Annotated in this window: 14 protein-coding genes; 7 read left to right on the top strand and 7 right to left on the bottom strand. The window is 71.5% G+C overall.

From position 1 onward, the window contains the following. Positions 1-224: 224 nt before the first annotated feature. Positions 225-722 (bottom strand): hypothetical protein, encoded by a 498-nt coding sequence (locus BHU15_RS18855; RefSeq protein WP_023540753.1) that lies wholly within the window; start codon positions 720-722, stop codon positions 225-227. Positions 723-898: 176 nt separating this feature from the next. On the opposite strand from BHU15_RS18855, the gene BHU15_RS18850 reads away from it, so the two are divergent. Beyond that, positions 899-2,326: a M1 family metallopeptidase gene (locus tag BHU15_RS18850; RefSeq protein ID WP_079128231.1), complete on the top strand. Its 1,428-nt coding sequence runs from the start codon at positions 899-901 to the stop codon at positions 2,324-2,326. Between the two features lie 14 nt (positions 2,327-2,340). Here BHU15_RS18850 and BHU15_RS18845 read toward each other — a convergent pair whose 3' ends face one another. Then, positions 2,341-2,916 (bottom strand): TerD family protein, encoded by a 576-nt coding sequence (locus BHU15_RS18845; protein WP_023540755.1) that lies wholly within the window; start codon positions 2,914-2,916, stop codon positions 2,341-2,343. Positions 2,917-3,062: 146 nt separating this feature from the next. Between BHU15_RS18845 and arfB the strand changes: the two genes are divergently transcribed. After that, positions 3,063-3,494, top strand: a complete 432-nt coding sequence (gene arfB / locus BHU15_RS18840) for an alternative ribosome rescue aminoacyl-tRNA hydrolase ArfB (protein ID WP_023540756.1) — start codon at positions 3,063-3,065, stop codon at positions 3,492-3,494. 86 nt (positions 3,495-3,580) lie between these two features. On the opposite strand, the gene BHU15_RS18835 is transcribed toward arfB, so the two are convergent. Then, positions 3,581-4,162: a flavin reductase family protein gene (locus BHU15_RS18835; protein ID WP_078494309.1), complete on the bottom strand. Its 582-nt coding sequence runs from the start codon at positions 4,160-4,162 to the stop codon at positions 3,581-3,583. 379 nt (positions 4,163-4,541) lie between these two features. On the opposite strand from BHU15_RS18835, the gene cdgB reads away from it, so the two are divergent. Both cdgB and BHU15_RS18825 read left to right on the top strand, forming a co-directional pair. Further along, entirely contained in the window at positions 4,542-6,392 is a 1,851-nt protein-coding gene (gene cdgB / locus BHU15_RS18830; RefSeq protein ID WP_069628250.1) for a diguanylate cyclase CdgB, read from the top strand. Positions 6,393-6,591: 199 nt separating this feature from the next. Beyond that, complete coding sequence (locus tag BHU15_RS18825; protein ID WP_069628249.1) at positions 6,592-7,611, top strand: carbohydrate-binding protein; 1,020 nt, start codon at positions 6,592-6,594, stop codon at positions 7,609-7,611. Between the two features lie 25 nt (positions 7,612-7,636). Here BHU15_RS18825 and BHU15_RS18820 read toward each other — a convergent pair whose 3' ends face one another. The 4 genes from BHU15_RS18820 to BHU15_RS18805 form a co-directional block, all read right to left on the bottom strand. After that, a complete protein-coding gene (locus tag BHU15_RS18820) occupies positions 7,637-8,488 on the bottom strand; it encodes a class II fructose-bisphosphate aldolase (RefSeq protein WP_069628248.1) in 852 nt (283 codons plus the stop codon). After that, a complete protein-coding gene (locus BHU15_RS18815; protein WP_069628247.1) occupies positions 8,466-9,455 on the bottom strand; it encodes a 1-phosphofructokinase family hexose kinase in 990 nt (329 codons plus the stop codon). The genes BHU15_RS18820 and BHU15_RS18815 overlap by 23 nt, the downstream gene beginning before the upstream one ends. A gap of 131 nt (positions 9,456-9,586) precedes the next feature. Further along, the gene (gene nagA, locus BHU15_RS18810) at positions 9,587-10,798 is read right to left on the bottom strand and encodes an N-acetylglucosamine-6-phosphate deacetylase (protein ID WP_069628246.1); all 1,212 of its coding nucleotides are present in this window, start codon (positions 10,796-10,798) and stop codon (positions 9,587-9,589) included. Continuing rightward, positions 10,798-11,691, bottom strand: coding sequence for an ROK family protein (locus BHU15_RS18805; RefSeq protein ID WP_247748543.1), 894 nt, complete (start codon positions 11,689-11,691; stop codon positions 10,798-10,800). Before BHU15_RS18805 ends, nagA begins: the two co-directional genes overlap by 1 nt. Before the next feature lie 182 nt (positions 11,692-11,873). Here BHU15_RS18805 and BHU15_RS18800 point away from each other — a divergent pair, with 182 nt between their 5' ends. The 3 genes from BHU15_RS18800 (at position 11,874) to otsB (ending at position 14,425) form a co-directional block, all read left to right on the top strand. Continuing rightward, complete coding sequence (locus tag BHU15_RS18800) at positions 11,874-13,190, top strand: extracellular solute-binding protein (protein ID WP_079128230.1); 1,317 nt, start codon at positions 11,874-11,876, stop codon at positions 13,188-13,190. Positions 13,191-13,200: 10 nt separating this feature from the next. Beyond that, entirely contained in the window at positions 13,201-13,476 is a 276-nt protein-coding gene (locus tag BHU15_RS18795) for a DUF3263 domain-containing protein (protein ID WP_069628244.1), read from the top strand. A 106-nt stretch (positions 13,477-13,582) separates the two neighbouring features. After that, on the top strand, positions 13,583-14,425 hold the full coding sequence (gene otsB / locus BHU15_RS18790; RefSeq protein ID WP_069628243.1) for a trehalose-phosphatase: 843 nt from the start codon (positions 13,583-13,585) through the stop codon (positions 14,423-14,425). The last annotated feature ends 99 nt before the right edge of the window (positions 14,426-14,524 follow it).

Below are 14,524 nucleotides of genomic sequence, written 5' to 3'. Positions count from 1 at the left end.
CGGGCGGTTAGGCGCCTGGCCGCGCGGGGCGCGCAAAGGCGGGCGGGGAAGCGGAAGACCCCGACCCACCCCCCACGGTCGGGGTCTTCAATGTGCTCCGGGGGCTCAGCCATGTGGGGGGTGAACCTGGCGTGTGGTTCCTGGTGGCGTCCCGGCAGAAGGGCGTCTGCCCGACTCCGCCGGAGNNCTCCGGCGGCGGGCCGCGGGAGCTCGGACGCGAAGGCTCAGACGCGGGGGAAGCGGGCCTGGAGATCCCAGATCATCGGGTTGTCCATCAGACCCTCGTGCATGTCCCCGAGATCGGCCAGCAGATCGTGCAGGAAGTCGCGCGACTCGCGGCGCAGCAGCCGGTGGCCGAAGGTGAGAGGGGGCTCGTCGACGGGCATCCAGTCGGCGGTCACGTCCACCCAGCCGAAGCGCCGCTCGAAGAACATGCGGTCCGTCGACTCGGTGAAGTCCAGCTCGGCGTGCTGCCGGTGGGCCGACCTGTTGCCGCGCGGGTCGCGGTCGACCTGCTCCACGATGTCGCACAGCGCCCAGGCGAAGTCGAGCACCGGCACCCATCCCCAGCCTGTGGACACCTCGCGGTCGGCCTTGGTGTCGGCGAGGTACACATCGCCGCAGAACAGATCGTGCCGCAGGGTCCGGACGTCGGCGAGGCGGTAGTCGGTCTGCGGGGGATCGGGAAAGCGGCGGGAGAGGGAGTAGCCGATGTCAAGCACGCGCCCGATGGTGTCATGGCGCCGCGCGGACGAGTTTCCGCCCGCCGGGGAGCGGGCCGGGCGCGGCCTACGATCACCGCGTGCACCAGCGCCGCAGCGTCCACCAGCGCCAGCGCCAGCGCCTGAGCCGACGCCTCCCCCGGAGTCAGAGCCGACGCCGGCGCCCCTACCGCGTCGTGGTGGCGCTCCTCACAGCTCTCCCGGTCCTCGTCCTCGGCGGCTGCTCGGGACAGGGCGAGAAAGACAGTGCGGCGGGCACCCCCGGCGCCGCCGGTCTCGGTGACCCGTACTTCCCGCACCTCGGCAACGGCGGCTACGACGTCACGCACTACGCCCTGACCCTCGACTACGACCCGGCCACCCGCCGCCTCGACGCCACCGCCGCGATCACCGCCCGCGCCACGCAACGGCTCAGCGCGTTCAACCTCGACCTCGCCGGTCTGACGGTCGCCCACGCGAGCGTCGACGGCGCGCGGGCCGGCGTACGCCGCGCGGGTACGGAGCTGACGCTGCGCCCCCGCGCGCACATCGGGCGCGGTGCCACCTTCCGTACGGTCGTCCGCTACTCCGGCACGCCCCGGACCCTGACCGCCGCCGACAGGACGCGGGAGGGCTGGATCGGATCGGGGAAGCGTTCCGTCGCGCTGGGGCAGCCGACCGGCTCGATGGCCTGGTTCCCCGGCAATCACCATCCGGGCGACAAGGCGGCGTACGACCTCAGGATCACCGTCCCCAAGGGGCAACAGGCCATCTCCAACGGCGAGTTGAGGAGCGAGCGGACGACCGGCGGGCGTACCGTCTTCGACTGGCACTGCGCCGAACCGATGGCCGGCTATCTCGCGACGGTCGCCGTCGGCCCGTACCGCGTCAAGCTCTCGCGGGACGCCGCCGGCGGCATCCCCGTCCACACCGCCGTCGATCCGGCGGTCGCCGCCGACAGCGCCGGTCTGCTCGCGCGGATCCCCGCGATCATGGAGTGGGGCGAGAAGACCTTCGGCCCGTACCCGTTCTCCTCCACCGGCGTGATCATCGGGCGGCCCGGCGACGCCGACTACAACCTGGAGACCCAGAACAGGCCCTTCCTGCCCGGCCCCGGCGGCACCGGCATCCTCGTCCACGAGCTGACGCACCAGTGGTTCGGCAACTCCGTGACCCCCGAGTCCTGGCGGGACATATGGCTCAACGAGGGCTTCGCCGAGTACGCGGAATGGCTCTGGGCCGAGTCGAAGGACGGCGTCCCCGCGCAGCGCGCCTTCGACCGGGCGTACGCGGACGCCGAGAACTGGGCCTTCCCGCCGGCCGAACCGCCCACCGCCGCCGACATCTCGGCGCGGCCGGTGTACGGGCGCGGCGCCATGGTGCTCCATCAGCTCCGGCTGACGGTCGGCGACGACGCGTTCTTCGCGCTCGTACGCGGCTGGGCGCGGGCGCACCGGCACGGCAACGCGTCCACCGCCGACTTCACCGCCTTCGCGCAGCAGCGGACGGACCGCGATCTGTCGGCGCTCTGGGACGCCTGGCTGTACGGCTCCGAGAAGCCGCCGCCCTCGAAAGGGCCAAGAGGCCCCCGGCAGCAGCCGGAGGCCTCTCGCTCAGCTCAGTGACTCAGCGGTCCGAGTCAGAGGTTGACGCCGAAGTCCGTGGCGATGCCCACGAGACCCGACGCGTAACCCTGGCCCACCGCGCGGAACTTCCACTCGGCGCCGTTGCGGTACAGCTCGCCGAAGACCATGGCGGTCTCGGTGGCGGCGTCCTCGCTCAGGTCGTAGCGCGCGATCTCGCCGCCGCCGGCCTGGTTCACGATGCGGATGTACGCGTTGCGGACCTGGCCGAAGTTCTGGCTGCGGGTCTCCGCGTCGTAGATCGAGACGGGGAAGACGATCTTGTCGACGTCGGCAGGCAGGCCCGCCAGGTTGACGTTGATCGCCTCGTCGTCGCCCGCGCCCTCACCGGTGCGGTTGTCGCCGGTGTGGACGATGGTCTGGTCCGGCGTCGACTTGTTGTTGAAGAAGACGAAGTGGCTGTCGGAGACAACCTTTCCACCCGCGTTGACCGCGATCGCCGAGGCGTCGAGGTCGAAGTCCGTGCCGGTGGTGGAGCGGACGTCCCAGCCGAGGCCGACCGTGACGGCTGTCAGGCCCGGTGCCTCCTTGGTGAGCGAGACGTTGCCGCCCTTGGACAGGCTTACAGCCATGGGGATGGTCCCTTTCGTTGCTACGAGCTCGTGTGCGGGCTTCGATCGGCTTCCGAAGCTACCGTCACCCCGCATAACGCGGACAGAGGACTCAGAGGTTCCTTAACGCCTTTGATTTGTCTGTGCGGACACGGGACGATGGACACATGTCCGGGTCCCCGCACGTCATCCGCGGCTCCGTCTCCCTTCCGGAGGCCGAGCTCATGTGGCGTTTCTCGCGCTCGTCGGGACCGGGCGGGCAGCACGTCAACACCAGTGACTCGCAAGTGGAACTGCGCTTCGACCTCGGCAGGACGGAGGCGCTCCCCGAGGTGTGGAAGGAGCGGGCGCTGGAGCGGCTCGCGAACCGGCTGGTGGGCGGGGTCGTGACCGTACGGTCGTCCGAACACCGTTCCCAGTGGCGCAACCGCGAGACGGCACTCGTCCGGATGGCCTCGCTGCTCGCCGAGGCGACGGCTCCGCCCCCGCGTCCGCGCCGGGCCACGAAGATCCCGCGCGGTATCAACGAGCGCAGGCTGCGGCAGAAGAAGCAGCGCGCGGAGACGAAGCGCGGGCGCAACGGCCGCGACTGGTCGTAGCCCGAACAGCCCGCCTCCGTACGAATGCTTCCGTACGAATGCTTCCGTACGAACGCCTCCCTACGAAGGCTCAGCCGACGCTCAGTTCAGCCGCTCTGCCCCAACTGCCGGTATCTCCCCCGGAAGTACGCCAGCGGCGCCGCGTCCCCCGACCCGCCCGGCACGGACGCCGTCAGCACCCGCCCCACCACCAGCGTGTGGTCACCGGTCACGATCCGCTGCTCCGTACGGCACTCCAGCACCGTCAGCGCGCCGTCGATCAGCGGCGCCCCGCTCACCTCGCCGCGCCGGTACGGCACGTCCTCGAACAGCAGCCGGTCGCTGATCCGGCCCTTCATGGCGAAGCGCCCGGCGATCCGCACCTGGTTCTCGGCGAGCATCGACGCCGCCCATCTCGGCTGCTCGTCCAGCAGGTCGTCCATCCGGGAGCCGGTCCGCAGGCTCACCACCACCAGGGGCGGGTCCAGGGACACCGACATGAAGGACGTGGCCGTCATGCCCGCGTCCGCGCCGTTCGGGCCGTCGTCCGGGTCGTGCGCGGTGACCAGCACCACCCCGGCGGCCAGCCGGGAGAGCGCGGCACGGAACTCGTCGTTGCTCACTCCCTCAGGATGGGGGACGGCCTCGGGAGCGGCCTCGGTACTAAGGGCGGTCGTCTTCTGCAGCACGCGTCCACGCTAGCTCTGGCAAAGGCACGTCCGCATCGGGCCACAGGACCAGCCGAGACCTAGGTCCAACGGGACGCAAACCGCTCGCACGGTCTCCTCATGGCCGCGTGCGCCGTAGTGCGCGCTGATAGTGCGCCCCACCGTGCGCCCCCCGCCGCACGACTCCGACCTCGATATTTGCGTTCATGAAAGCTCTGGAGCGCTCCCACGCCCCCACCCAACCCTCCTTCCTCTCATGTGACTTGGCTCACAGGGCCCAGGAATTGTTGACCCTGTGTACCGACTGCACAGCTCGCTGTGATTCAGTGGCCGGGATACCGCATCAAGCGAGCCGATAAGAATTCTGGAGTTGCTGTCGAGGTCTCGGGGAGAGCGAACGATGGAGACCGAGTCGGAGCCGTACGTCCGCCTTGCGACCCTGCGGCAGCTGCACGACGTGGTCGGGGAGCTCAACACCGCGCGCAGCCTGGCCGACACCTTGCAGACAGTTGCCGACGGCATAGTCAAGGGTCTCGGCTACGAGCTGGCCTGCGTCAATCTCGTACAGCCCGACGGTGACCTGGTCGTCGCCGCCTTCTCGGGCAACGCCGCCGCCGAAGCACTGATCACCGGCCGCGTAGGCGCGCGCGCCTCCTGGGAACGCCGCCTCAGCATGGGCGAGACCTGGGGCGAGCTGCGGTACATCCCCCACACCGAGGGCTGGATCCTGCTGGAGGACGACGTCCCGCAGTGGTACACCGAGGGACCCGATCCGCGCTTCGAGGACGAGTGGCACCCCCAGGACCGCCTCTACGCACCCATGTACGCCCCTGGGGGCGGCCGGGAGCTTCTCGGGGTCATATCCGTCGACCGGCCCCGTGGCGGGCGCCGTCCGGGCCCCTGGGGCCGTGAGGCGCTCCAGATGTACGCCTCCCAGGCCGCCATTGCGATAAGCAACGCCCGCCTCAGAGCAAACATGCAGCGCGCGCTGGTCCGGCTGGAGCGTGAGCAGCAGGCACTGCGGGCCAGCGAGGAGTCCTTCCGGCAGGCGTTCGAGTACGCGCCCAGCGGGATGGCCATCGCCGAGATGGGCGGGGACCAGCACGGCAGGCTGCTGCGGACGAACGACGCGCTGTGCCGGCTGCTCGGTCGGTCCGCGTCCGCGATCCGCCGCTACTCCTTCTCCGACCTCGTCCACCCCGAGGACATCGGCACCCTGCTGCGTACCTCCGCCGAGGGCGGGCGCGCCGAACTGCGCCTGGCGCGGCGGGACAGCACCTACGTGTGGGTGTCGCTGCGCAACTCCGTCGTCGCGGACACCACCGACGGCCCCCGCTTCCTCCTCACCCACGTCGAGGACATCGAGGAGCGCAAGCGCAACGAACTCCAGCTCGCCCACCGCGCCTCGCACGACTCCCTGACCGGCCTGCCCAACAGCGCCGAGCTGCGCGCCCGCCTCAGCGCCCGTCTCTGCGAGCGGCCGGGCGCGATATCGGTGCGGGAGTCGGCGGTGCAGGCCGTGGACAAGGCGTTCGGCGGATACGAGGGCGGCGGCCCCAACGGCGCCTACGACGGAGGCGGTTACGGGGGCGTCGTCCCGTACGGCCAGGGCCCCGGCTACAACGGGACCAGCGGCGCCGCGTACGCGCCCGTCCCCACCTCGCCGGGCTCCGGCTACGAGCCGTACGAACCCTACGAGCCGTACGAGCCCTACGAGCGGCCGTACGACCCGTACGCGGACCCCACCGGCGAGCGCGCCTTCCAAGGAGACGGCTTCGACCCGTCCTCCGGTGTCGCGCCCCTCGACCACCACGTGCACACCGTCGCGCCGGGCGCCGACCCCGACGACGGGAGCAAGGGTCTCGCCGTCCTCTTCTGCGACCTCGACGGTTTCAAGTCGATCAATGACCGTTTCGGCCATAACACCGGTGACGCCGTGCTCATCGAAGTCGCGCGCAGGCTCAACACCGGCGTACGGGACGGCGATACCGTCGCGCGCCTTGGCGGCGACGAGTTCGTCGTCCTGGCCGACGGCCTCGGCGCTACGGACGCCGCTGACCTGGCGGTTCGGCTGCGGAACGCGATCATCCCGCCCATCAGGGTGGACGGGCGCGCGGTCCGCGTGGGCGCCAGCTTCGGCATCGGCTGGGCGAGTTGCGGCATGACGGTCGAGGAAGTGCTCAAATCCGCGGACCAGCGGATGTACATCGAGAAGCGTTCGAGGAAAACGGTCCACCGCCGGGCGGGATAACGTCGACGGTGCGCTCGGGGGGCCGGCCGTGTCGTATGTCTCTGTACGGAGGCTCCTCGCTGTCCAACGATGTCCACCGATGTTCATCGGGGAATGGGGCAACCGCCCACTCCCGTCAAGGCCCGTCCGTATGCTTGCCCAATCGAGGTAGGCTCGGCCGGTCGGCGACGCTGGCGAGATGGTAAGGAGTGACCCAGGGATGACGGCCGGGAACAACGGCGCGAGTAAGCCCGAGGACGACGATCCGTTCGGCTATCTGTACGAGGACGGACAGACGGCCGCGAACGGCGCCCAGGCCCGGCGCGGCGGCTACGGCTACCCCGGTCCCGCCTCCCAGCCCGGCGTGCCCAGAACGTCGTACAACCAGGTCAGGACCGTCGGCGAGCGTCAGTACGGCCAGGTCCCGCAGCAGCAGCCCTACGGACAGCAGCCTCAGTACGGAGGCCAGCAGCGCCAGCAGCAGTACGGCCAGCAGCAGTACGGCCAGGCCCCCTACGGTCAGTCCCCCGACGCCCACTACGCGGCCCCCGAGACCGGCGGCGCCACCACCCGTACGGTCCCCGCCCAGCGGGGCGGCGGCGGTCGTGGCAACGGCGGCGGACCCAACACCAGGGGCCTGCTGATCGGCGCCGTCGCCGTCGTGGCGGTCGTCGTGATCGGCATCACCGCCGCGCTGCTCACCAACGGTGACGACACCAAGAACGCCGACGGCGGCCCGACGGACGCCCCGACCACGGGCGAGTCGGTGGCCCCGAGCAAGGACCCCGGCAAGGACCCCGAGGGCGACAAGCCCGTCGATCTTCCCAAGCAGGACGCGGCGACGCTCCAGCTCGGGGCGCCGGCGGTGCTCGCGAAGGACATCAAGGGCGCGAAGGGCGCGGACGGCGCGTACGTGATGTTCAACGGGCCCGGTGGGTCCGCGAGTTGGACGGTCGACCTGCCGGAGGCCGGTGAGTACACGCTGTTCATCACCTACGGCGTGCCCGGCAAGGACGCCAAGACGTCGCTCACCATCAACGGCGAGAGCCCGCGCTCGGTGAACATGTCGAACTTCGCCCAGGCGAAAGAGGGTGACTGGGAGAAGGGCTGGACCACCACCTACGCCTACGTCAACCTCGCCAAGGGCAGCAACACCCTGAAGCTCTCCTGCGAGACGGGCGACCAGTGCGACGCCATTCTCGACCAGGTCTCCCTGGAGAAGGGCAAGGCGAAGGGCTGACCGCCCCCGCCCGTGCGGCCGTCCGTCAGCCGCTGATCACCTTCAGGAACGCCGCCACCGTCCCGGTCATCGCCTCGCGAGCCGGGACGAGGTATTTCCGGGGGTCGACCGTCTTCGTGTCGGCCGCCAGAAACGCGCGGGCGGCGCCGGTGAAGGCCGTGTTCAGCGCCGTACCGACATTGATCTTGACCATGCCGGCCGCGACCGCCTGCCGTATCTCCGCGTCGGGGACACCGGAGGAGCCGTGCAGCACCAGCGGTACGGGGACGGCCCGGCGCAGCGCGCCGATCAGCCCGTGGTCCAGGGCGGCGGTGCGGTCGGTCATCGCGTGGGAGGAGCCGACGGCGACGGCCAGCGCGTCGACGCCCGTGTCGCGTACGTACGCGACCGCCTCGGCCGGGTCCGTACGGACGCCGGGGGCGTGGGCGCCCAGGGGCGGTTCGCCGTCCTTGCCGCCGACCTTGCCGAGTTCGGCCTCGATCCAGATGCCGCGCGCGTGCCCCCAGGCGACGGCCTCGGCGGTGGCGGCGACGTTCGCCTCGTAGGACAGCTTCGACGCGTCGAACATCACCGAGCTGAAGCCCTCGCCGTCGGCGGCGCGCAGCAGGCCGGGTGATTCGACGTGGTCGAGGTGGAGCGAGAGCGGGGCGTCCGAGGCGCGTGCGACGGCCGCGGTGGCGGCGGCGATCGCGGTCAGCCGGCCGCCGTGGAACTTCACGGCGTTCTCCGAGATCTGGAGGATCGCGGGGCGGCCCGCCCGTTCGGCGCCCGCCGCGATGGCCTCGGCGTGCTCCAGGGTGATGACGTTGAACGCGGCGACGCCCTGTCCTCCGGCCGCCGCTGCCAAGACGAGTTCACCGGTGCTGACGAGGGGCATGGGATTCCTGTTCTGGCTGACTGGACTGTTCCGTGACGGCGACGCGCGGCAGCAGGTCCGCGTACGCCTCCCGGTCGAACTCGCCCGCCGCCGGCGCCAGGACCGTCGCCGCCGACAGCGCGACCGCCCTCGCGAGCCGCTCGGGCCACGGCAGCCGCTCCACGAGCCCCGACAGCAGCCCGGCGACCGCCGAGTCGCCCGCGCCCGTCGGATTGCCCCGTACGGCCGTCGGCGGGGCCGCCCGCCACGAACCGTCCGGCGTCGCGGCGAGCAGCCCGGCGGCGCCGAGCGAGGCGACCACGGACCGGCCGCCGCGCCTGCGCGCGTCCCGCGTCGCGCGCAGCGGCTCGCGGGAGCCGGTGAGCTGAGCGAGTTCGTCGGCGTTGGGCTTCACCAGGTCGGGGCGGGCGGCGATGCCCCGGCGCAGCGGTTCGCCGCTGGTGTCGAGCAGGACGGGCCGGCGCGCCGCCCGCGCGAGGCGCACCAGTTCGGCGTACGCGCCGACATGGATGCCGGGCGGCAGGCTGCCGCACAGCGCCACGGCGTCCGCGCGGGCGGCGAGCCCTTCGTAGGAGGTGAGGAACGCGGCCCACTCGGCGGGCGTGACGGTCGGGCCGGGCTCGTTCAGCTGCGTCGTGTCGCCGGTCGTCTCGTCGACGACGGCGATGGTGCGGCGCGTGGTGCCCGCGATGGGCACGAGCGCGTCGGTCACGGGCGCGTCCCCAGGCCGCGTCTCGCCCGGCCCTTCGGCGGCGAGCAGTTCACGCAGCGCGTCCCCGGTCCGCCCCCCGACGAACCCGGTCACGACGCTCTCGTGCCCGAGCGCGGCCAGCACGCGCGCGACGTTGATGCCCTTGCCGCCGGGCCGCTCGGTGACTTCGGCGACACGGTTGGTGGCGTGCGGCGTCAGGGCGGCGGTGCGGTAGGTGATGTCGAGGGCGGTGTTGAGCGTGACGGTGAGAATCATGCGCCGTGCCGCCTCCTCGGGGATGTGTGAGTGGGGGAGCGGGCCCGTACTGCCTGGCTGCCCGCTCCCCACCAGCCCCGATCATGCCAAACGGGGAGCGGACAGCCCAGGGGCGTGCCCCCGGAGTCCCCTCAGCCCAGTTGGGGCCTGACCACCCATTCGCCCCGGCGCAGCACACCCGCGATCGCGAAGTCCGCGTCCAGGATCACCAGGTCCGCGTCCTTGCCCGGCTCCAGGGAGCCCACCCGGTCGTACACGCCCAGCAGCTTCGCCGGGTTCGCGGAGATCGCGCGGACGATGTCCGTCACCGGCAGACGGTCGATCGTCGCCGCCCGCTTGAAGGCCGTGTCCAGGGTCAGCGTGGAGCCCGCGATCGAGCCGCCCACCGCGAGCCGCGCGACGCCGTCCTTGACCTCGACCTCCAGCGGGCCGAGCTGATAGACACCGTCGCCGAAACCGGCCGCGTCCATCGCGTCCGTGATGAAGGCGACCCGGTCGGCGCCGGCGCGGTGGAACGCCAACTCCAGGGCGGCCGGATGCAGATGAGTGCCGTCGTTGATCAGCTCGACGGTGACCCGCTCGTCCTCCAGCAGCGCGGCGATCGGCCCCGGCGCGCGGTGGCCGAGCGGCGGCATCGCGTTGAACAGGTGCGTCGCGACGGTGGCGCCCGCGTCGATGGCCTCGACGGTCTGCTCGTACGTCGCGTCCGTGTGCCCGATCGCGGCGATCACGCCGTGCTCGACCAGCAGTCGTACGGAGTCGATGCCGCCCGGCAGTTCGGTCGCCAGGGTCACCATCCGCGCCGTGCCACGGGCCGCGTCGAGGAGCTTGCGCACCTCGGCCGGGTCCGGGTCGCGCAGCAGCGCCTCGCTGTGCGCGCCCTTGCGGCACGGCGAGATGAACGGGCCCTCGAAGTGGATGCCGGCCAGGTCGCCCTGTTCGACCAACTCGGAGAGGAATCCGGCGCGTTGGGCGAGGAAGTCCATCTCGCCGGTGACCGTGGAGGCGACGAGCGTGGTGGTGCCGTGCTCCTGGTGCGTGCGGACACCCTTGAGGACCTCGTCCACGCCGCCCGAGGTGAAGGACGCGCCGCCGCCGCCGTGGTTGTGCATGTCGACGAAGCCGGGCACCACCCAGTGACCGGTCAGATCGAGCACCGAGGCGTCCGAGGACCCTCGACCGGCGTCTCCTCCTACGGAGGCGGCCGGGACCCCCTGGTCCGATTCTCCTCCTACGGAGGCGATGCGGCCCGCCTCGACCCTCACCCGGCCGTTCTCCACCACCCCGGTCGGCAGCACCACCCGGGCACCGGCGAGAACCGTACTTTCGGCGCGTGCGGCCATCAGGCGGATACCTCCGTGGAGAGAAGATCCCAGGCGAGCAGCCCCGCGCCCAGGCATCCGGCGGTGTCCCCGAGGGCCGCCGGGACGATCTCTGGCAGCTTCTGGAACGTCGCCCGCTCCTTGACCGCGACCCGCAGGGGGGTGAACAACGTTTCCCCGGCCTCGGCGAGACCGCCACCGATGATCAGCATTCGGGGGTCGAGCAGGGTGAGCGCCGTGACCAGCCCGGCGGCGAGCGCGTCGACGGCGTCCGCCCAGACCGCCTCGGCCCTCGGGTCGCCCGACGCGACGGCCTTCGCGCAGTCGGCCGCGTCGGCCGCGGGATCACCGCTGGCCGCCGCCCACGCCCGGGTCACGGCCGCCGCCGACGCGAGCGTCTCCATGCAGCCGGTCTGCCCGCAGCTGCACACGGGTCCGTCGGGCCGGACCACGACGTGCCCGATCTCACCCGCGTAGCCGTGCGCGCCGGCCTCGATGGTGCCCTCGATGCCGATGGCGCCCGCGATGCCGGTGCCGAGCGGTACGAAGAGGAACCGGTCCGCGCCCCGGCCCGCGCCGAGCCGCCCCTCGGCGAGCCCGCCGGTGCGTACGTCGTGCCCGAGCGCGACCGGTACGCCGCCGAGCCGCGTACCGAGCAACTCCCGCAGGGGTACGTCGCGCCAGCCGAGGTTCGCCGAGTACACCGCGATCCCGCGCGCCGCGTCGACGATGCCGGGCACCGCGACCCCGGCGGCGACCGCGCTCTCGCCGAAGTGCTCGATGCCGTAGGCGCGCAGATCCGCCGCGAAGCCGAGGATGGTCTCGACAGTCGTGTCGGGGCCGCGCTCCCTGCCGGTGGCCCGGCGCGCCTCGTACAGCAGCGCGCCGTCCGTCCCGACCAGGGCGGCCTTCATTCCGGTGCCGCCCACATCCAGGGCGATGACGTGTCTCACAGGCGCATTCTCGCGCGAAAACCCGAGAAAGGTCTAGTCCACTGTGCGGGATTGTTGCCAGCCCATACAAAGCCTTCGTCAAACCTCCGGGTAACAGGAAGTTGCCGAAGCGAGACGGGGCTGGTGTAGACCGCCACCGGCGCATGGTGGAAAATCGCTCCTCGTCTACTAACAAGGGTGGGGAAAGAGTTGTGCAGCAGCGCTTCCTGGGGCATACCGCGGCGATAGCCGCATTGGGCATGACGATGGCGCTGAGCGGTTGCGGCAGCTCCAGCGGATCAGGTGACGTCACCCTGAAAGTCGTCGCGGCGGACTACGGCAACAGTGCCGCCAACAGCTCGGAGAAGTACTGGAACAGCCTGGCCAAGGAGTTCGAGGCCGAGTACCCCGGCATCAAGGTCGACGTGGACGTCCGTTCCTGGAAGACCGTCGACGCGGACGTGGCGAAGATGGTCAGGGACGGTGAGGCGCCCGACATCGCGCAGATCGGCGCCTACGCCGACTATGTGAAGAAGGAAGAGCTGTACAGCGCGGACCAGTTGCTGTCCATCCCCACGCAGGCCAACTTCCTCGCCCGCTTCGCCGACGCCGGAAAGGTCGACCAGACCCAGTACGGAATGCCGTTCGTCGCCAGTACCCGCCTGCTGTTCTACAACAAGGGCCTCTTCGCGGCGGCCGGTCTGGACGCGCCGAAGAACTGGGACGACATCAAGGCGGACGCCGAGGCGCTCAAGGAGCAGGACGTACCGACCCCGTTCGCCCTCCCGCTCGGCGCGGAGGAGGCGCAGGCCGAGACCATGATGTGGATGCTCAGCGGCGGCGGCGGCTACACGGACCCCGTCGACGGCTCGTACGCGGTCGACGCCGACGCCAACATCACGACCTTCGAATGGCTCCAGAAGGAGCTGGTCGGCAAGGGCCTCACCGGTTCCGTACCGCCCGGCGAACTGGACCGCGCCGACGCGTTCAAGGCGTTCACCAGCGGCAAGGTCGGCATGCTCAACGGCCACCCGACGATGATGCAGGAGGCCGAGAAGGCCGGCATCGAGCTGGGGATGGTGCCGCTGCCCGGCATCACCGGCAAGTCCAAGGCGACGATGGGTGTCGCCGACTGGATCATGGCCTTCAAGCAGCCCGGCCACCGCGAACAGGCGGGCAAGTTCCTCGACTTCACCTTCGAGGACAAGAACGTCATGGACTTCGTCGGACAGTACGACCTCCTGCCCGTCACCTACAGCGCCTCCGAGACGATGGTGGCCGACGACGAGCACAAGGAGCTGCGCCAGTTCCTGGAGGCGCTGCCGACGGCCGAGCTGTACCCGTTCGGCAAGACGTCGTGGGCGGGCGTCAGCGACGACATCAAGAAGAACATCGGCAAGGCCGTACAGCCCGGCGCGGTGCCGTCCGAGATCCTGGCGAGGATCGGCCGGGACGCGACGACGGCGGAGAACGCCGAGTAGCGTCACTCAAATGACCGCACCCGAAGACAGCTCCCACGAGGAGCGCGGTCCCGCCGGCCGGTCGGAACTGACCGAGCGGGACCGCGCCGTCCTCGCCGTGGAGCGGCGCTCGTGGCCGGGCCCCGGCGCCAAGGAGCGCGTCATACGGGAGCGGCTCGGCATCTCGCCGACCCGCTACTACCAACTGCTGGGCGCGCTCATCGACGACGAGCTGGCCCTGGCCCACGACCCGGTGACGGTCAACCGGCTGCGCCGGATCAGGGACGCCCGCCGCGCCGGCCGCTGAGCGGAGGCCTTCGCCGCGGTGGGCCGGGTACGAGGCCGCGGCCCTGGGATCCGGCCGATCGGCGAACATCCGCCGGACAGGACGTCGACGCGGCTAGGCTCGCACCATGGGCAGCCACCCGAACCCCCTGCCGACCCCCGTCACCTCCGCCGGCGCCGACGGCCTGGCCGCGCTTCTCGCCCGGCCCGGGAAGGCCGTCGTCGCGCTCGACTTCGACGGCACGCTCGCCGAGATCGTCCCCGACCCCGAAAAGGCCCGCGCGCACCCCGGCGCGGTCCCCGCACTCGTCGCCCTCGCCCCGCACGTCGCGTCGGTCGCGGTGATCACCGGCCGCCCGGCCGAAGTGGCGGTACGGTACGGCGGCTTCGCCGGCGTACCCGGCCTGGAACACCTCGTCGTACTCGGCCACTACGGCGCGGAGCGCTGGGACGCGGTCAGCTCCGCCGTACACGCCCCGCCCCCGCACCCCGGAGTCGCCGCCGCGCGCGCCGAACTCCCCGGGCTCCTCGAACGGTTCGACGCCTGGCAGGGCACCTGGACCGAGGACAAGGGCCGCGCGGTCGCCGTCCACACCCGCCGCGCCGCCGACCCCCAGGGCGCCTTCGACGCCCTGCGCGCACCTCTCGCGGACCTGGCGGACCGCCACGGCCTGATGCTCGAACCGGGCCGCCTCGTCCTGGAGTTGCGCCCGCCGGGCATGGACAAGGGCGTGGCCCTGGCGGAGTACGTCCGCGAGACGGGCGCCGAGACGGTCGTCTACGGCGGCGACGACCTGGGCGACCTCCCGGCCTTCGCGACGGTCGACACCCTGCGTACGGAGGGCCACCCGGGCCTGCTGCTGTGCAGCGGTACGGGGGAGGTCCCCGAACTCGCGGAGAAGGCCGACCTGGTGCTGCCGGGCCCGGCGGCGTTGATCGACTTCCTCGCGTCGGTAGCGGCCCGCCTGTAGGGGCGCGATCCGCGAAGCAAGCTCGCGCGGAACCGCCTCCGCCGCTCCCGCCCCGCCCGGCGGCCGAGGCGGGCGAAACGCGCGAGACACCGTGTGGCC

It is taken from the genome of Streptomyces niveus (genome assembly GCF_001723055.1).
In the GTDB taxonomy this organism is placed as follows: domain Bacteria; phylum Actinomycetota; class Actinomycetes; order Streptomycetales; family Streptomycetaceae; genus Streptomyces; species Streptomyces niveus.
This window is presented reverse-complemented; position numbering and strand designations above follow the sequence as displayed.